This window comes from Maribacter vaceletii, assembly GCF_003634105.1.
Taxonomy (GTDB): domain Bacteria; phylum Bacteroidota; class Bacteroidia; order Flavobacteriales; family Flavobacteriaceae; genus Maribacter_B; species Maribacter_B vaceletii.
On record NZ_RBIQ01000009.1, the window covers coordinates 68,107 to 89,241 of the forward strand.

Here is a 21,135-nt window from a genome sequence, read left to right on the forward strand (position 1 = left end):
TTAAAAAATAGAATAAACTTACTTACTCTGAAATACAAATAACTTCTTTCATAGTTCTATGGTAAATTTTACCATTGGCGTAACTCATTGTATTTACGGTCCAAGTCTTGCCACTTTTCCCTAAGTCATTAACTGCAACTAAGGCAGATTCATTCATTTCTTCTACGGTAGCATCAATAACATACACCATTCCTACAGCATTTGTGAAAAATATATAATTATTAATCATAGTTGGTGAACCTAAAAAACATTTTTGAAAACCATTTCCTCTAGTTCTTGTATCAAAAGCATTTAATTGCCCCTTAGAATTTAATCCATTATTGGTATGCTGAATTTTCCAAATAAAATTATTATCCCTGTCAATATCTCTTGGGACTTCTATGTGTTCATTTAAGCCTGTTGCTACATTATGACGAGCTATAAATGGACTATAACGAACCATATAAAATAAGTAATCTCCATCTAAAATATTACAGTGCCTTTGGTTTTGAAGCTCTTTAATTTTTACCTCTTCAGATAACACATATTTACCCTTTTCTATATCATAATTAAACTGGTCAACAGTATTCAGTTTTTTTTCTGAAATTAATTTCCCTGTTTGTGTATCTACTGTTATATGCTCATTACCTTTATAAAACCATGAGGCTTTATCTATATCCCAGTGCTGTGTACTAAGAGCTCCCCAACCTGCTAATGCATTATTTTCTTTTGGCTCCCAGTTCCATAAAGCATTGCCAGCGTTATTTTTTTCTAGACATATTAAACTAAGACCTATTGGTCTTTCTGGCACTCCATGTGGACCGCCTCTACCAATTAACAAGGCTGGTTTTCCTTCTTTTGTTTTTCCTATAATTGGTGTATTATAATGGGTAATTGCCATTTTAGTAACCCATACCCGCTCTCCTGTAAGTTTATTAAAAGCATGCACATAGTTCCAGTCTTTGTTACGCTCTTTATCTTCTTTCTCTGGCGGTTCTACGTTAAGTATTAAATCTTCAAAAAGAACAGAATCAAATTGTTTATTAAAGGGTTTTCCTCCTGAACTTGGCTCCCAGGTTCTTTCCCACACCAGTTCCCCTTCCATAGAGAAACAAGCCATACCTCCACTTGCATTAATTGCCCATACATTCTTCCCATCTGTCATAGGGCAAGGTGTAGTAGCATCACTAAAACCATAATTATACTGACTACTAAAAGTTCCTTTAATAGTCTTTTCCCAAAGGGTTTCTCCTGTGTTAGCATTTAAGCATAGTAATATTATATTTTTACTTGAAGCTCCTCCTCTTTTATCTTTTCCAATTTTTATTAATGAATCATAAGTTTTTTGAAGGTTTTGGGATTGGGTATGAATATATGCTACAAGTTTATTATTAAAAATAGCATAATCCTTACCTACATCATTTTTACGCATTAAGTTTTTCTTTATATCATATCTTTCTAGACTAGATGCTTTTTGGTAATGCGAATTATTCTTTAGTAAATTTTGCCATTTCTTCAATGGCTCTGCTAAATTTTCTTTAAGATTTGCATATGAAAGGTCTTTAATTTTTTTAAGTTTCTCTTCTTCCTTCTTAAAGAGAAATTCGTATCTATTTTTTACAACATCATATTTTTTAAGAACATCTTTATGTTTTGGGTTTGTATTAGGAGGATTAATAGTTAGAAAAAGCTTATATCCCCAAACAGCAATACCACTTTGCCCTCCTTCTGGTAAAGTTTTTTTCCATTTTATATTTTCCCCTGTTCTAACGGACCATTTTAACGGTACATCTTTATTTGTTGTAATTTTATAATTACCGTTAGGACCTCCAGACATAGGCCATTCGTTAGCGCTACCTATTACAGCTTCCGTATTGTTTTGAGCCGTAATATTATAAGTAATGAGTAATAAAAAGGTAAAACATTGTATTAAAAAGGTATTCATATATTTTAGATATTATTCCATTATTAATTAGGCTCTATATAATTAGCATCTACTTTTCCTGTCAAGGTTTTTAAAAATTCTTTTATTTTTAAAGCATCCTCGATACTTACTTGTATTCCTCTTTCATGCTTTCCCATTTGCTGAATTGCTTTCCATATTTTCTTTGAAGATGCATCATGAAAATAGGGGCTTGTAATTTCAACATTACGCAAGGGAGCAACTCTAAAAAACATTTTATAATCTGGATTCTTATTTAAACGATAATAACCTAAATCTTCTTGATTTGGCCAATCATGAGCTATCCCTAACTTCTGAATCATTTGTCCTCCCAGATTAGAACCAGTATGGCAGGTATAACAATTCAACGCATTGAATACTAATCCCCCTTCTACTTGAGCCTCCGAAAAAGCTTTATTATCGCCACTAATAAAAACATCTATAGGTGCAGGAGTAACTAAGCCTTTAATAAACATTTGTAAAGCATTAACTGCATTTTCAAAACTTATTTTTCCTGATGGATATGCAGTACTAAACAATAATGTATATTTTTTATTTTCTTTAAGTCGATCTACAAAAACACTTTCATTTATTACTCCCATTTCATGTGAGGTAGCAAAAGTGTCTTCTATTTTTTTCTTAAATGATTTTTCTCCTCCATCAGCATTATATAAAGAAAGAGAAGCTACATTATAAACAGAAGGAACATCTCTATAAAACACTCCTTCTTCTTTTAAATCTAGATAATGAGCACCATTAGTTCCTCCTTTTTTTAAATCGTGACAACTATTACAAGAAATAGTACTTTTTTCAGATATTTGAGTTTCAAAAAATAACGCTCTTCCTAAATCAATTTTGTCTTTTTCTTCCTTTAAAAAGTTAGTATCATAAGAAAAAGGAACAAAATATGGACTCAGGATTTCTCTTAATTCCTCTACCTTAGGTTTCGTTGTTTTTTGCCCATAGACACCTATGGGAATTACCATAAGTACGATCCATTTTAAAAAGTTCATTTTAATAAATTACACCTTCCCCAATTTCTTCATTGTTCTAAATCCATAAAAACCAACCACTATTAAACATAACATAGGCAGTAAAAAAGAAAAATTAACTTCTGGTATATATCCTAAGAAACTTACATCATTAAAACCGTCTCCTCCTATATCTAAAATAGCTGCTTGTATAGGAGGCATAAAAGCTCCCCCAACAATTGCCATTACTAAACCAGCAGAGCCAATTTTGGCTTCGTCCCCCATATCTTTTAAAGCAATACCATAAATAGTTGGAAACATAATGGACATGAATATGGAAATAGCTACGAGAGAGATTAACCCTGGCACACCAGGTAAAACAACTGCACCAATAGCACAAATGGCTCCAGAAAAACCAAAAATCATTAATACTTTCGAAGGGTTCATTTTTTTCATTAAACCAGTACCTATCCATCTACCAGTCAAAAACAAACACATAGCCGTTATATTAAAATTGGTAGCGGTAATGTTCATATCATATGTAGCATTTAAATTATCTACATATTGAAAAATAAATGTCCAACACATAATCTGGGAACCTACACAAGCTGCTTGTGCAACAACACCCCCTATGTAATTCTTATTTGCGAATAACTTTTTAAAAGACTCTGACAAACTCATTTTATCTTCTTCCGGAGTTTTTGGAATTTTTGTGAAAATTATTATTCCCATAATTACTAAAACCAAAATACCCAAAGCTATATATGGCAAACTAATTACTCCCAAATCATTTTCGCGAACAATAGACAACTCTTCTGATGACAATGCATTATAAGCCTCGGTAGTATAATCATCCGATTTAAGTGCACTCAAAACAAATACTTGTGCTATAACCATACCTGTTAAAGAGCCAACAGGATTAAAAGCTTGTGCAAGATTTAATCTCTGCGTTGAGGTTCTTTTATCTCCTAAAGCCAGTATTAACGGATTTGCTGTTGTCTCTAAAAAAGACAACCCACAAGTAATTACCCAAAGAGAAATTAAGAAGAAATTAAAATCTTCATAAGCCGCTGCAGGATAAAACATAAAAGCTCCTATGGCATATAATACAAGTCCTAAAATAATACCAGATTTGTAACTATATTTTCTTATAAATAAAGCTGCTGGTAAAGCCATAAAGAAATAGCCAAAATAAAAAGCAGATTGTACTAATGAAGCTTGTAAGTTAGATAACTCTGGCATTACTTTCTTAAAAGCAGATACCATTGGATTAGTTAAATCGTTAGCTATTCCCCATAAAGCAAATAAAGAGGTTATTATTATAAATGGAAACAATAATTTTTTGCTTACTATAACTGGCTTGGTTTCTTTATTCATCTAGAATATTTTATTTAAAAAAAGATTGATTGGTTGGTTGTTGCTTATAAAACTGCAGATAAAGCCCCTGAACTATCTGCAAAACTTTCTGTAGGCACTCCTACTGTATTAAGCATACTTACGAATAGATTAGATAATGGTTCATGCTTTTCTTCAAAAACAGTATAACTACCGTGTTTAACTCCTAATTTAGAGCCCCCCGCTAATACCAATGGGCAATTAGTTGCATTATGTGTAGAACTACAAGCACTTCCATAAAGCACAAGGGTATTATCTAATAAAGAGCCATATTCATCATTAGTATTTTTCATTTGTTCTAAAAAGTAAGCGTATTGCTTGGTTAACCACTGATCATACTTCCCTTGTCTTTCAAAATGCCCTTCTCTTTTATCATGTGTCATTCCATGGTGTCCGCTTAAGCCCAAAGCTAGTTTTGGAAAAGCATCTCCAAATCCCATTCCATCTTCACGAGCCATCATATAAGTCATAACACGAGTTAAATCTGTTTGGAAACCTAAAACCATTAAATCTAACGTAGATCTTAAATACGCTTCTGGGTCTACAGTAGCATCCACACTAAGATTAATTCTAGAAGCATCAAATTTCTTCATAGGAACATCTAACCATTTTTCATTACGTGCTACTTGCTCTTCTACTCTATTTAATGAAGTCATATATTCATCTAACTTAGACTTATCATTATACCCTAGACGTTTTTTTAAACGTTTGCTATCTTCCAGAACTAGATCCACAATTTTCTTTCCTTGTTGTAAACTTTTACGTCTCTCCAAAGTGGTAGTACCTCCATTTGGAGAAAAATACCTCTCAAAAATTTCTCTTTGTCTATGTTCTGAAGGTATTGCTTTTCCTGTATTATCAAAAGAAAGAGTACTTGCCCTTGATTTGTAGCCTACACCACCATCTGTAGATATAGTTAAAGAAGGTATTCTTGTATGTTTTCTTAATTTATGAGCTGCTACTTGATCTACAGAAATAGAATTATTGTACTTATCTCCTCGTAAATCTCCGGCAGTTAAAAAAGTATCACCTGCCATATGTCCTAAAACATTTCTACTATTTGGATGACTTAATCCTCCTAAAATAGAAATATCGTTTTTATATGGTGCTAATGCCTCTAAAGGTTTTGTAAAATTGTAATCTTTGCCAGAAGTATGCGGAAACCAACTCCAATCTTTTTCTTTTAAATTATCCATACTAGGCATACTTACCCCATTTGGAAAATATAAAAAACAAAGTCTTTTTGGAGCAGTACTACTGCCATTATAATCTATTAATTTAGGCATTCCCATAGCTTCCATGTACGGAAGCATACAAGCTGCTCCTAACCCTTTAATAAATGTTCTACGATCTAAATGCCATGGTTTTCTACTCATAATTTTGTTATTTAGTTCTAAACAATTAATTATTTATAAATGAATCTGATAGTATAATTTGCTCTAAAACAGATTGAAATTTATAATCCTCTTTAATTACATTTTGTACAATATTATTTATTTCCTTTTCATCAGAAAAGCCTACATCTCTACCTAATCCATAAGCATATAAATGTTCTACTAAGGACTTTGTAAATTCTGTTTTTTTCTGATTCAGAATATATTTTTTTATCCCTTGCACCCCATTTACTTGTGTACCATCTGGTAATGTAGATTTAGAATCTATAAACCTATCTTTAGCTTTTTCTTGATACCTTCCTACTGCATCATAATTTTCAAATGCTACTCCATAAGGATCTATTTTTAAATGGCAATCTATACAGGATGCTTTGTTTCTATGTAAATCTAATTGTTCTTTTAAAGTCAACTTATCAAACCCAGGGGTTTCTGGGTCTAATTCAGGTACATTAGGTGGTGGTGGCGGAGATGGATCTCCAAGTATTTTTTCTTTTAACCATACCGCTCTCTTTATAGGGTGCGCTTGTACACCATCTGAATGCCCTGTTAAAAAAGCCCCTTGCGATAATAACCCTCCTCTATTTTCTTTAGTTGGTAAGGCAACCACTCTAAATTCATTCCCTTTTATTCCTTTAACACCATAAAATTCTGCTAAATTTTGATTTAACATAGCAAAATCAGAATCTACAAAATTTAATATACTTAAATTATCTTCTAAAATATGATGCACAAAACTATATGTTTCTTGTGCCATATCTTCTTTAACAAATCTTGTAAAATCTGGATATAAAGACATATTAGCACTCATACCTTTTAAACGATCAATACGTAGCCAATCATAAGTAAAAGCTTTAATCATTTTCCATATTTTAGGATTTTCAACCATCCTTGGCAGCTCATTAGACAATTCCTCTTTTAACTTCCCTTGCTCTGCCAAGGAAATTAGTTTGGCATCTGGAGGAGAATTCCATAAAAAATACGACATTTTAGAAGCCAAATAATAATCATCAGAAATTTTCTCTGGCTTTGCTTTTTCGGTCTCTAATAAATACAAGAAATTTGGCGAACATAAAATTGCTACTAAAACTTCTTTAACACCATCTTCGTATGTAGTAAAATTATCTTTAGTGTCTTTCCAAAAATTTAAATACCTTTCTAACTCGCCTTCCAATAATGGTCTTCTAAAAGCTTTTTCTATAAACTTTTTAAGTACTTCTGCTGTATAGATTTCTTTGTTATTTATATTAGGAGAATCAAAGAAAATATTGGTATGGCATTCTGGCGGCCATACTGGGTAATATGGTACTTCTAATTCTATAGATTTAACAAGCAATGGTGGGCCAGTTTCACCTTTATTTTTTACCAAATTATTATTCCATAAACCAACAATCATTGTACTAGCCAATTCCGATTTTTCAGTTGGGTTGTATACCGGCATAGGTAAATTTTCTAATCTGCCTTTAAATTCGTAGGTAGAAAAATCTCCAATGTTAGTAGTTACTGTTTTGCTTACATCATACGTATTATAATCTAAACCATCATCTGTTCTAGACCCTACAAACGCTCTAATAGACGGATGGGCATCCTTAAACTTTTGCCTATTAACATCCGCTTCTTTTCTTAACTTTTCTGGTAAAGGATCATTATCTGCAAGAGGTGTTATCCGTAATTCGCTAAAACCTACAAAAAACTTTCCTCCTAATTTATATTTATAGTTTCCTTTTTTAAAAAAGCCTAAAGTAACAGGTGTAACAATTTCTTCTTTAGTTTCTAAACTTTTATCTAATTTTAACCGCTCTTGTATTCTTTTAAATCTACCTATTTCCATTAAAAAAGATGGCATATTCTCTTCAGAAGAGTAAGGGTGCACAAAATCTACCTGATAAAACCCTTCTTTAGGTATATTAACATTTAGTTCTATATTTACATAAGAGTCTACTGCATCTGCCAATAACCACTTATTATCTTTTAATACTGCTCTATGTTGTTTTGTAGCTTCTTTAGCTTTTATAATTATTGTTTCTGGTAAAACTTTTGCAGGTACGTTTTTTCGTAAACTTATTAAACCCTCTTTATTTTCTATCACAGGCCCTTTAGATGCTTGTACTCTAAATATAAATGGACCATCTTTAGGAAAATTATTCTTAATTAGCATTTTTAAATTTGGAGATGGACCTTGCCACGATCTTGGAGGAACATCTTTATGTGGTAAAGCAGAATATAAAACCATTCCATTTTTTGTAATTTCATATCTATCACTCATAGAGCCACGCATACCAACACCTATATTTCTTTTAATAGTATCTATACTTGCCTTAATATCTTTACTTAAAACTTCTACAAGAAAATTATCTTTCTTTATTGGTGCAGATTGAAAACCACCAAATTCTGCCGCAATACCATCTACCCCTATATTTTCTGCAAAAGTTACTTTGTACTTTTTAGGTGTTGGTTTTTCTCCATAAACAATAGCTTTATCTAGAGCCTCCCTTGCTATTTTTTGATAATAATCTATATGCAAAGAAGAAACCTGTAACACATCGCCATTATTTGTAAAACCCATTTTAGACTTACCATCGTCTGGTAATACACTTCCAAAGTTTACAGGCAGTTTTAACAAGTGTTTTAAAGAATTTGTGTATTGCGATTTTGTTAACCTACGTGTTACTTTTTTGTTCTTACCTCTTTTTGCATTTGCTGCTTCCTCTAAAGAATTTGTGAGCCAATCTACTAGCATTCTACGCTCATTATCAGTTAATTGCTTCTTTTTCTTTGGTGGCATTTCTCCGGCATTAATTTCATCTAAAGCAGAATGCCATTTTTGGGCATCATTACCATTAACCATATCCCAGTTAAGAACATCTAAACGCATACTACCTTTTTGTTTTTTTGCCCCATGGCAACTAAAACAATATTTATTTAAAATAGGTCTTATATTATTTACATATTCGGATGCTTCTGGAGATAAATTAGACACATTGGTTATTGGCATTGCCATAGCTATTTGCTTTTTAGGTATCTTATTTATAATACTATCAAGTACTTCTGGTTTTTTTAAAGTTTGTTCTATCCAGCTTAACAATCCATTACGTTCTTCTGTTGTTAGTGGTTCTTCCTCTTCTGGAGGCATGTTCCCTTCAGAAACTTCTTCTAATATTGTTTGCCACTTTTCTACATCTTCGGGAGTATTAACTTTCCAATTAATATTATCTAATCGTATATCTCCCTTTTGTTTATCTGCATTATGACATTCAAAACAGTTTGCTTCCATTATAGGGTGTACCTTATTTGCAAAAGCAAGAGCTCTATGGTTTATGGTATCTTTTGCTTGTTCTTTTATTTGGGAGAGAATAATCTCAGATTCTGTCTTTTTAACACCAAAGAAATTTTTCATTACTACTGGCATGTCTTTAGTTAAGTAATCTGAACCGTGTGTTAAAGAACCTCCATAATGCCCTGCAACAGATAATAATGTTACTACAAGAATTACAAGTACCTTATAACTTAATTTAAAGTTTTTAGATTTTTCTTGCACCCAAGAATGATATACTGCTAACCATATACTAAGTAAAGCAGTACCCCACCCCAACCATTTGTGTAAAAAAAGTTTTTCTGGGTTATAACCGCCAGAAGCTGCAAGGAAAAAACCCAAATAAACGGTTGGAATAATACTTAATACTGAAAACCAAAGTACTATAGAACTTGCATTATTTATTTTTAATTCTGGTTTAAAATAATCTACTATTTCTAAAACAGCTAATACTATGAGAGTACCAATTGGCACATGTAATAATAAAGGATGAAAATTACCTAAAAATGCAAAAACTCCACCTTCTTCATTTATTTGAATTGGGATAAATAATAACCCTACTAAAACTAGAGTAAAAAAGGACGCAACATAAAAAGTTACTTTCATAAACAAGCTTAAATTTATAACTATATCCCAAAGTTAATTTTCCTTAAAAATTTAATAGGGGGTAATTATCCAACATTAAGGGGAGTATAGTATAATATGCCTATTTACATATGTTTTTTACGATATTCTGTAGGGGTAAGCTCGTATTTTTTCTTAAATAATTCTCTAAAATATTTAACATCATTATACCCTAACATAAAAGTTATTTCGTTAAAAGAGTAATTATTTTTACTTAATAATTCGGCTGCTTTTGTTAACTTAATAGAGGTTATCAATTCATTAATTGACATTCCTGTTAGCTGAGAAGTTTTCTTATAAAGAGAACTTTTAGACATGTTCATTTTAGATGTTAGTACTGAAATGTCTAATTTATTTTCAATAAAATTCTCTTCAATAACTTGCATTAAATTCTTTAAAAAAATGGTTCCCGAAGATTCAATTTTTTCTTCTTGAGGTTTTAAATTAATTTCTCTTTGAAACCAATCTTTTGTTTGTTTAATAATCGTTAATTGATTTTTAATTTTTAAGAGCAAACTCTCTGTTTTAAATGGCTTTGTTATATAATCATTAACCCCGCTATCTAAAACTTCAATTTCTTTTTTTCCGGATGCAGTTATTATAATTGTTGGAATATGTGATGTTCTAATATCCTCTTTAATTTTTTTACAAAGTTCTATTCCATTTAACTCTGGCATCATTAAGTCTGTTAAAACAATATCTGGCATTTTATTTAAAACTATTTCCAATGCCCTTTTTCCATTATTTGCAACAAAAAGCTTGTATTTTGTAGCTAGTTCATAGGTTAAATATTTCCTAAGTTCATCATCATCTTCTGCAATTAATATACTATATTCAAACTCTTTTTTTTGGGTAGTAACCTCTTTAGAAACTTCCACTTTTTCTTCTTCACTCGGAAAGCTTAAAAATACTGTTGTCCCTTTTTTAAATTCACTTTCTATTTTTACAGTTCCTTCATGTGCTTCTATATACTCTTTTACAATAGATAAACCTATCCCCTGTCCTTTAGTATCTGTGTTTGACTGAAAAAATCTAGAAAATATATCCTGTAATTTATCTTTACTAATTCCTTTCCCAGTGTCTTTTATACTTACTCCAACTAACTGATTTTCCTCATCATGTCTTATTTTTAAAGTAATTTCACCACCTTTCGGTGTGTTTTTAAAAGCATTAGATAGTATGTTATAAAAAACTCTTTCTATTTTTTCTTTATCAATATATAATGGCTGTCTAGGGCTATCTGAGTAAAAATTTAAGTTTATATTTTTTTCTTCTGCTTGGTACTTAAAATTGTCCAAAAGCAACTTAAAAAAACTTACACACTCTACTTTTTGAATATTTAAAGTTAATTCTCCCGTATGAATAGTACTAAAATTAAGAGCTTGGTTTATTAATTTAACTAACCTATTAGCATTATTAGAAGCCGTTTCTAATAAAAATTTCTTTTCCTCTTCTGGTAAAGAAGTTTTTAAAATTTTTTCTAGTGGTTCTTTCACCATTGTTAGTGGTGTTTTTAAATCATGAGAAATATTTGTGAAAAATTTAATTTTCTCTAAATCTGTTTCTCTAAGTTTCTTTTCTAAATTTAACTCAAGGTTTAAAGTCTTTTTCCTTGTTTGTTTAATAATAGAAAAACGTGTAAATAAAATTAATGCTCCTAAACCAATTACAGCCCAAAAAGTAATAAACCACCAGGTTAACCAAAAAGGAGGATAAATAGTAAAGTTTATGGACTGTATTTCTGAGTTCCATTTACCGTCTTCGTTAGTACATTGCAACCAAATTTTATAATTTCCCTGAGGCAAATTATTTAGGGTAAACAAATTATCTTTAGCAAATTTAATATTCCATTTGCTATTTTCTTGTTGAATTTTATAGCGATATTTTATAGCACTTGGAGAAATAAAATTTGGAACTGAAACTTGAAAAGTTAAATTATTTTGATAATGATTTAGAGCACTAAGGTCACTAACTGTATTTCCAGAAATACCATTAATTTGAACATCTTGAATAAAAATAGTATAATCATTTTTACTTGGCGAAAACTTTTCTGGATCAAAAGCAATTATCCCTTTATTTACTCCAAAAAGCATTTTATTTTCTTTAGAATAGTATGCTATTTTATCTGAAAACCTATTGGAGAAATATCCAAAACCTTTATAGTAATTAGTAAATTTTTCTTTAAAGTGATTAAATTTATTTAATCCATTATGCGTACCTATCCATAAAACACTATCATTTTCTGAAACTAAACTCGATACATAGTTATTAGATAAACCATCATGCGTTGTATAATTCTTATGTACAATATATTCTCTCTTATCTAGATTAAATTTTAATTTACTTAATCCCAATGCTGTCGCTGCCCATAAATTGTCTTTAGTTTTATAAAGCATCTGAACAGAATTACTCCCTAAATCTTTTGATTGATTGATATTTTTAATATCTATAGCTTCATGATTAGCATCTAACAAAACCTGGAAAATTCCTTTATTAATAGCGTTAGTAACAATAGCATTATTAGTTTTATCATATATTACAAAACCAACATTACTCCAACGAGCTACTCGTTCTATTTTTGGTTTACGAGCAGAATATTCTATTCTAGATAGTCCACCATAATACCCAACCCAATATACATTCTCTTTACTTTTAACAACAGAAAACACATCTCCAATTGTAATATCTAATTGCAATTGCTTTATGGTATAGTCTTTAAGTGAATCGTTATATTTAAATTCATACAAGCCTTTGTTTGTTCCTATTAAAAACAAAGAATCTGTTACACTATTAATACAAAAAATATTTTTCCCTTTTAAATATGTTTTGGTTTCTTCTGTTTCAAAATTCTTCCTAATTAAACCAGAATCTGATGTTCCTAATAATACAGCTCCAGTAAAATCTTGAGAAATAGTATTTTTATTTTTGGAATTAAATAGTTCTTTAAAATTAGAATCCAAAGCCAAATTTCCTCTAAAATTTATTTTTATTAAATCATTAGATGTTACCATCCATAAATTACCTTGTTTATCTACAAAAGATTCTGCATTACGTATAAATCTTCTTGAGACTGGTAATTTTATTACTTCTTTTTCTAAAGAACCTAATTCTATATAACTTAACTTAAGATGACTAGTTACCCATATTCTATTTCTTTTTTCATCATACTCTAACCAACGAACTCCTTCCTCTATTGTAAAGGGCACTTCCCATTCCTTAGTTTTGTTATTGTATTTATATAATTTATCTGTACCATCTCCTATCCAAACATTATTTTCTGTGTCCACACATATGCTACTTGCCTTTACTGGCATACTTATAACCCTAATAAGTTTCTCCGCTTTAGAATCAAAAAAAACCATATATTCCCCAGTAACAAACCATATAAAGTGGGATCTACTATATCCTAATCTAGATCCTCCATTTTTTTTTACAATTGATTTTGGTTCTATATTATTGATATCTAGATTTTTAACTGAAAAATAAAAAGGTGCTCCCCTACCAACAAATAATTTTGAATCATTTATTGTCATACTATTAACAAAAGAAGCTGTATTATCTCCTTTAAATGTGATATTATGAAGCCTTTTACTCTCTATAACATAACAATGCAAAGTATTATCTTTGGTTACTAGCCAAATTCTACCATAATCATCAAACTCAATTTTTTTTATTCCTCTGAGCGGAAAATCTGGATTGTTATTTAAAAAAGCATGCTGCTCATACCTATAACCATCAAATTTAAATAAACCGTCTTCTGATGTAAACCAAATAAACCCTTGCTTATCTTGTCTTACTCTAGATACGGTCGTGGTAGGTAAATCTGTTGTTTCAAAAAGAGAGGTGTAATTATATTGTGCAGAACCAATAATGGGGTACAAAAAAAACAAAAGTGTAAATTTTAAAAAAAATACGAAAGGTCTTTTTTTTTGCATTTTTTTAAAATTCACACTTTTGCTCATATAATTCAGTAATCAATATTGATGTAGAAATATACAACTTTCCCTTTTTCAAAAAAAGGAAGTTAATATTCTTGAAAGCAACATTAAAATTATTCTTAACTATATTGTCAAACTAAAAACTATTTATCTAAAGGAGAATTTGGTGGTAATGGCACTTTATTTTCATCACGCCAAGCTAAAAGTTCATCTAACATATTCTTTGTAATCTCCTCTTCTTGTTCTGCTATATTATTACCTTCCTTTGGATCATCTAGAAGGTTATAAAGTTCTACTTTACCCGTTGCCAAAAACTGTATCAACTTATAATCTCCTTTTCTTATAACGGAACATGTACCATGCTTCCATTGACTAGCAACATGCCAAAATAATGGCCTAGAGCTTAAGTCCGTAGTATCTTCTTGAAATAAAGGAGTAATAGAATTACCATCTAATTCTCCTTTATAATCTTTAATTCCGCTCACATCTAAATAGGTAGGAAAAAAATCTAAACAGCTTACAGCTGTATTGGTTCTTCTAGCTTTTACTTTCCCTGGCCAATTAACCAACATAGGAACTCTAATTCCTCCTTCATAAATATAACCTTTGGATCCTCTTAATAAATCGTTTTTACTTTGTCCGCCATTATACCCATTATCTGATGTTATAATTATCATGGTATTTTCTCTTAATCCATTAGCATCTAAATATGCTACAATTCGTTTAATATTATCATCTACAGATTCTACCATAGAAGCATAACCAGCATAGTGCTCTCTTCTTTTTTCTTTATCTGCAATTCCCTGCCCTGTAATAGAATCTACAGGTTTGTCTAGGTATTTCTTAAGCAATTTTTCACTACGAGCTCTTACTGGAGCATGTACTGCATAGTAATTTAGATTAATAAAGAAAGGCTCTTTCTTATGAATGTCTATAAACTCAATTGCTTCATCTGTTAATCTATCGGTTAGCCAATTATCTGTAGGTTTTTGTTCTATAAATGGGTTGTTAAACGGTGCCCAATACCCACCACTAATACTTTTATACCCACCAACTTCTAGCGCTGGGTCTCCTCTATATGTTCCTGCAACATTTTTTATAAATCCTCGCCCTTCTGGATAGTATTTCTGCACTTCTGGTGTTTTATGAATTTCCGCCCAATCATAAGTTCCCGGGTCTGGTTGCTTTAGTTTTTGTTGGATCGGAAATTCCATTTTTAATTCTTCATTTGGGTACGGCCCTACAATATGCCATTTTCCAATATGAATAGCCTTATAACCAGCTTCAGCTAATGGTTCTGCATAAATAGGATGTTCTCTTCCTACCGTCCATCGCGAAAAGATATTTTCTTTTGCAGTTCCTTTTTCCAACACTGGCACCGTATAAATTCCGGTTCTAAAAGATTGTTTTCCTGTGAAAATTGCTGTTCTAGAAGGAGAACAGGTAGGGTACATATAAGCATTATTAAATACTAAACTTTCTTTAGCCAAAGCATCCATTCCGGGGGTCTCAAAATAAGTAGAACCATTGAACCCAACATCTGCATACCCTAAATCGTCTACCAAAATAAAAACAATATTTGGTTTTTGCTTCTGCGTTATCTTTTTTTGTTTCGATGTTGTTTTACAGGAACCTAGTAGGACAACTATTAAAATAAAACATATAGATTGAAATCTTGATATTTGATATTTCATACACTTAAATCTTATTTCTTTTTAAATTGATCATACTCTGGGTTTACTTTTGCATCTCGGAACCTAGGTCTATCTTTCCACATGTCGTATGTAGCTTTAAGTTGTGTTGCAACTTCCGGATACTGCCCTTTATCATCTGTTTTTTCTATCCAATTCTCTAATTCCTTTCTATGCTCCAAAAGAATAGAACTGTACTTAGATTTAGCTGCTAGGTTATTTATTTGTTCTGGATCCGCTTTTAAATTATATAACTCTTCTGTTGGTCGTGTGCCAAACCAATGCTCTTCTTGGTATGAAGTTAATTTACCTTCTTCATGTAATTTTTTAAAATCTTTTACTATCGGTTTATTATCTCTATAACCCGCTTGTAACATTGGTCTTTCAGGAAAGTAATTACGTATATATCTGTAATCTTTAGATACTACCGTTCGTATTCTATCTATTGTATAATCGCAACGATCTCTAGCTCCAACAACATACTTAGGAGCTTTATATTCTTTCGCTAATAAATCTTGACCGTCTAAATACTTAGATAAAGAAACCCCGCCCATTGCCAGAGTAGTTGCGGAAATATCTAAAAGAGAAACTAAATCATCACTTACGGTACCCGCTTGTATAGCCGGATGATTTCCTTTTATCATCAAAGGAACTAACATTCCGCCTTCATAACAAAATTGTTTATGCCTCAATGATGAATTGCTACCATGATCGGAAAAGAAAAATATAATCGTGTTTTCTAATTCGCCATCTGCCTCTAGTTGCTTTACTATTTTTTCTACAGTAACATCTGACCCTCTATTAGCATTATAATGCTCTGTCCAAGCTTTTCTTTGCGAAGGAATGTTCGGAAAATAAGAAGGTAAAGGAACATCATTATCTGCTAATTTTTCACCTTCACGAACGTATTTAGCATCTTTTTTTCCTCCCATTATTTGTACTTGCCCAAACCATGGTTGATTTTTATCTTTTCTTGCACTCCAAACCCCATCGGTAACAGACATATAATTAACCGCTTTATTTCCTTGCCAACCATTCATCCCTGGCTTGTAATCTTTCTCATTACCTACCTCATACAAAGCTTTACGGTCATAATGGAAATTATAATCGTCCTTACCAGAGTTAAAAACAAAATAGCCAGCATCTTTCATAAGTTCTGGTATAGTCTTCATGCCATTTGGAAGATTTATTCGCAACTCTTTGGGTACAATCACTCCATCTGTTGTTCTACTAGATCTATGATTATGCGTTCCGGTAGTGGTTTGCATAACTCCAGTAATTAAAGCCGACCTACTGGCCGAACAAACTGGTGCCGTTGCATAAGCTCGTGTAAATAAAACACCATCATTGGCTAGTTTATCTATTACTGGCGTATGCCCTGTGTTAACAGAGTCTCCATAACACCCCATAAAAGGAGAAAGATCCTCAGCTACAATCCATAAAACATTCGGTTTCCTAGCATTAACCGTTTCTTTTGATTTACAACCAGATAGTAAGACCATAAAAACCAATAGGCCCAAAAATTTCTTTAAATTACTCATGGTGCTTTTATTCTTTATCATTTTAGATTTTGTAATTCTATAAGTTTATTAGCAAAAATAGTTCCCAGCCTAATTTGCCCCTCTGTATTATAATGGACATTATCCGAATGTTTTGGAAAATCTGTGTATGGACTATTCTCTTTAGTCTCTACTACCAAAACATTTTCATCTTCAGCAGCAACTTCTAAAAAGGCATTTCTTATTATACGAACCCCGCCCTCCATGCCATAGTGCGAATTTATTTGTCCAGCCACAAAAGGTAACTTCTCAACATTAAGGGTAGTCCTGTATTTTCTAATTAGCTTTTTTAAATTCTCCGCATAGCTATTAATAGAAACCTTTAACCGAGCATCATTCTCCCCTTGCATCCAAGCCATTCCAAAAAAATGATGTGTTTTGTTTTTTTGATCAAGATTTATCAAATTTTCTTTTATACTATTTATGTGTATATCGCATAAATTCCAACTTTGTTTTTCTTCGCCTTTTTCTATTTCTCTTGTTTTTTCCAGAGTCCATTCTGGGTTCCAAGCACCATAAAGTGCTGTACCACCTTTAGCCTCTTTTATTAATAAAAACTCTTGATTAGGGTATGCTTCTGCCAAGGTTAACCCTACAAATAATTCTGGACCAAATCGCTTTTTAAAATTGTATTTTTCACTTGGTTTATTATCATAAAAACTCAAAGGTTTTTGCAATGTATTAGATTGACTAACCCATACTCTATGTGACACCTTAGCTATTCTAGCTTTAAGCTCTTCACTTAGTTCATCATAATTTCCTGCGCCAGCCATATTAGATTGTCCAGCCAATAACACTACTTGAACCTCATCTTTTACATAAGAGGTTTTATCCTTTTTAACCTTACAACTTAGCTGCATGAATACTGCTACTAAAATAATAAGTGACGATTTTTTATACATCTTAAAATTTTTGACTAAACCCTTTATTCCTTTTTACTTTTAATGATTTAGCCGATGCTTCGTCTGTTTTAATTCCATTCTTAGAATTACCTTTATAAACATTTTTGCTTATTTCTACATTCTTGCAATTGATTAAATCGAACATATAAGCGTCGGGGTATTTCGGTTTTTCGGTATTCGTTTGTATAATTGTATTACCTCTTACAATTAACCCATCTAATCTATCTGCCCAAATAATTCTATTGTCAAAAGTTTCTATCCTATTATTTTCAAAAACAATGTTTCTATCATAAGGAATTGTAACATCAAAAGTTTTAGCTAATCTTGGCGAGACTTTTAATATTGCATGTTCTGATCCTCCATAAGCACAATGCTTAAATCTATTGTTGCGGATTACTACATCTTCCACGTTTCCAGATTCGAACCAATAGAATGTTTCTCCTCTTAACATTATAGAAGACATCATGGATGATAAATCATTATCCTCAATTATGATTTTCTTTGGCGTTTTTATAATGATATTTCTTGCCCTATGATCACGAATAATATTACTACGCATCGTAAAATTCGGGTTCCAAGTTTTGTTCTCTAAAATATCATCCTTCTTTAAATCTTCTGGAATACTATTTACAAAAGTTATGTCTGAGTAATAATCATTAATAACAGTAACATTAGCTACCACATTTATTTCTTTTCTTCTTGGATCTGGGTTTTTAATAAACCATATTTCGTCTTTAGTGCCTGCAAATTCAAACCCCATTTGTTGATCATGACCTAATTTAACACGAACAGTTTTTCTGTCTATAATTTTATCGACCAACACATAGGTACCATGCACATTGGTACCATCATCATACATACCTTCAAAACGACATTTTTCTATTAAAATATCTCCTTTACAATTTGCAAAATGGGTAGCATCGGCAATAATAGATATTACTCTATCGGAGCCTTCTCTAATATAAATACCACTATTGAGTATCTCTATATTTTCTGACCTTTCACACAAAAAACCCATCCCTAAAGCATGGTAAATTATAACATTATTAAATGTTATATTCTTAGAGTTACGCACCAAAAAGGCAGGAGCATATCTATTGTTTTTTTTATCTCCTTTGGATTGTAAAACCGACCCTACTCTGGGAAAATGTTTTACATTTTTATCATAAAAACGAAGATTCCCGTTAGCTAATTCCTCTACATAATTAGAATTTAAAGACATGTCCCATGCTCCATAATCTACAGCCTTTGTTTCTTTATTATGAGGTAATGAACTCCCTAAGGAGGTAAAGCTAAAATGATTAATATTTGGAAAAACTATGCGCCCTTTAGAAAGCTTCCAAGAATAACCGTTTGTATAAGGTTTTAAATCATACCACTGTTCTTTTTTATTTACAGCTATAACGTCTCCTTGAAAACTAAAAGGAATATCCCAATCTAGGGTAAGGTTTTTTACATCGATTTTATTACATCCTTCAAAAACAAAAGGAGCTGTTTGTCCTCTAAAAATAAACTCAGACCCATTACCTTCAATTTCTACAGAATTAAAACCATCAAAAGAAAATATTATCTTTTTAAAACCATTACCGTGATTAGTAACATAAAGATATTTCCCAATAGCATAATCCGTAAGAAAGGTATATTCCCCTTTCTCGAATACTAATTTTATATCTTTTCCTTTTGCATTTTCTATGGCCTGTCGGACAAGCATTGTCATATCTCCATTGGCATGTTTAATATCAATTATTTCCTGACTATAAACACTTAGCCCATTAACAATTGCTAAAAATAGGATTGCGTAAGTTTTAATTTTCATATAATTATTAATTCTGTTTTATACGTTTTTTTATAAATTAACTCCTGTTCCTTGAATGGAAGAATCATGATCCCACATAATCATCCAAGGGTCTTTTGTTTTTCTTTGAAAACCTTTAAGTTTGGTTTTTAGGGATTCTAATTTTTCTTCAAAATCTTTATTCCCAACTAAATTATTTCTTTCATCTGGGTCTTTAGATAAATCATAAAGTTCAAACTCTGGTCTAAATAAATAGTCTTCTACTTTTCTTGGCCCAAAATATTCTATTTTATTTCTATAAATCCCTTGCCAGGTAGAAGACGCCCACAAGTCTGATGCAAAAGGATACTCTAACCTCCAAGCAATATTCCATATTAATTTATAATCTCCGCTACGTACCACACGCATTGGATAATACATAGTAATTTCATGAAAAGTATGCGATGCATAAATCTCGTTCCAGCCCTCTGGTTTCGTTTTATCAACAATGGCGTTAAAAGATTTACCATGAAATTGTTCCTTATCATAATGTATATCTGCCATATCCAAGATTGTTGGAGTTAAATCTACCCAAGAAATCATTGCTTCATTAGCAATACCCTTAACTCCGTTCGTAGGGTCTTTTATAATACATGGCAGTTTTATACCCGGTTCACTAACCGTAGTCTTTGCTCCTGGGAATGCCATTCCATTATCTGAAATATAAATTACAACCGTATTTTTATCTTTCCCTGTATCCTTAAGCATTTTCATTAATTTACCAAAACCTTGGTCTATTCTAGAAACACTCTGGTAATACTGTGCAATTTCTTCTCTACTTTGTTTTGTATCTGGTAAGAAACTAGGAACCAAAACATCTTTAGGATCATATACTATATTTTCCACTCCCGCATATCCTTCTGTTTTGTTACCAAAACTATTTGGAGTATCCCATTGTTCAGGTTCAAAAGGATGTCCTCTGTGGGGATCATCTGTACAGAAGTACAAGAAAAACGGTTTTTCAGATGCTAAAACATCTTTACATTTATCTGCCATTTCCACAGTATTCCTTGGGTCCGCTTCTAGAACAGTATTAAAATGATATACTTTTTCTGGTGCCACATGGTATTTTCCTATCCTAGCTGTTTCATACCCAGCTTCCTCCATTATTAGAGGTAAGGACGTTTCAGAATCAAACGTACTAAAATGATGGTAATCGTGCACATGTCCATACGAACCAGTTGCATGACCATATTTTCCCGAAAGAATTACGGATCTACTCGCGGCACAACTTGCACTTGTACAATATGCATTATTAAAAAGAGTGCCTTCCGATGCTAACTTATCTAGGTTAGGTGTTTGTATCACCTTATTCCCGTAACAACCAAGTGCATCTGTACCATGATCGTCTGCTACGAATAATATAACATTTGGTTTAGACGCTATATTTTTTTCAGGTTTGTTCTCTTTAGGTTTCTTTTCACAACTAGAGAAAGCTATAATTACAATTGTAAGAAATAGTAGTTTAGAAGTAAATAATTTCATTGCTTTTGGTTTGATATTTTATACCACCATAAAGTAGGCATTTTTTAAAGCAAAAAGAGTACCTAACAGTACAGTTTATGTATCTATACGTACATATATAACATAAATATA

The 21,135-nt window shown here is 31.6% G+C and carries 11 protein-coding genes; all 11 read right to left on the reverse strand.

What is annotated here, in order from left to right; genetic code table 11:
- Window positions 1-22 precede the first annotated feature (22 nt).
- The gene (locus tag CLV91_RS11250) at window positions 23-1,924 is read right to left on the reverse strand and encodes an outer membrane protein assembly factor BamB family protein (RefSeq protein WP_121067989.1); all 1,902 of its coding nucleotides are present in this window, start codon (window positions 1,922-1,924) and stop codon (window positions 23-25) included.
- A 23-nt stretch (window positions 1,925-1,947) separates the two neighbouring features.
- Window positions 1,948-2,907, reverse strand: a complete 960-nt coding sequence (locus CLV91_RS11255; RefSeq protein ID WP_170146745.1) for a cytochrome-c peroxidase — start codon at window positions 2,905-2,907, stop codon at window positions 1,948-1,950.
- A gap of 36 nt (window positions 2,908-2,943) precedes the next feature.
- Window positions 2,944-4,269: an L-fucose:H+ symporter permease gene (gene fucP, locus CLV91_RS11260; RefSeq protein ID WP_121067993.1), complete on the reverse strand. Its 1,326-nt coding sequence runs from the start codon at window positions 4,267-4,269 to the stop codon at window positions 2,944-2,946.
- Between the two features lie 44 nt (window positions 4,270-4,313).
- A complete protein-coding gene (locus tag CLV91_RS11265) occupies window positions 4,314-5,663 on the reverse strand; it encodes a DUF1552 domain-containing protein (protein ID WP_121067995.1) in 1,350 nt (449 codons plus the stop codon).
- A gap of 25 nt (window positions 5,664-5,688) precedes the next feature.
- On the reverse strand, window positions 5,689-9,597 hold the full coding sequence (locus CLV91_RS11270; protein WP_121067997.1) for a DUF1592 domain-containing protein: 3,909 nt from the start codon (window positions 9,595-9,597) through the stop codon (window positions 5,689-5,691).
- A 104-nt stretch (window positions 9,598-9,701) separates the two neighbouring features.
- On the reverse strand, window positions 9,702-13,505 hold the full coding sequence (locus tag CLV91_RS11275; protein ID WP_170146746.1) for a hybrid sensor histidine kinase/response regulator transcription factor: 3,804 nt from the start codon (window positions 13,503-13,505) through the stop codon (window positions 9,702-9,704).
- A 191-nt stretch (window positions 13,506-13,696) separates the two neighbouring features.
- A complete protein-coding gene (locus CLV91_RS11280) occupies window positions 13,697-15,247 on the reverse strand; it encodes a sulfatase (protein WP_121068001.1) in 1,551 nt (516 codons plus the stop codon).
- Window positions 15,248-15,258: 11 nt separating this feature from the next.
- Window positions 15,259-16,806 (reverse strand): sulfatase family protein, encoded by a 1,548-nt coding sequence (locus CLV91_RS11285; protein WP_211333215.1) that lies wholly within the window; start codon window positions 16,804-16,806, stop codon window positions 15,259-15,261.
- The gene (locus tag CLV91_RS11290; protein ID WP_121068003.1) at window positions 16,803-17,705 is read right to left on the reverse strand and encodes a sialate O-acetylesterase; all 903 of its coding nucleotides are present in this window, start codon (window positions 17,703-17,705) and stop codon (window positions 16,803-16,805) included. The genes CLV91_RS11285 and CLV91_RS11290 overlap by 4 nt, the downstream gene beginning before the upstream one ends.
- 1 nt (window position 17,706) lies before the next feature.
- Window positions 17,707-19,521 carry an alpha-1,3-galactosidase-related protein gene (locus tag CLV91_RS11295; RefSeq protein WP_121068005.1) on the reverse strand — a complete coding sequence of 605 codons (1,815 nt, stop codon included), beginning with the start codon at window positions 19,519-19,521 and terminating at the stop codon, window positions 17,707-17,709.
- A 30-nt stretch (window positions 19,522-19,551) separates the two neighbouring features.
- Window positions 19,552-21,024 (reverse strand): sulfatase family protein, encoded by a 1,473-nt coding sequence (locus CLV91_RS11300; RefSeq protein WP_121068007.1) that lies wholly within the window; start codon window positions 21,022-21,024, stop codon window positions 19,552-19,554.
- Between the last annotated feature and the right edge of the window lie 111 nt (window positions 21,025-21,135).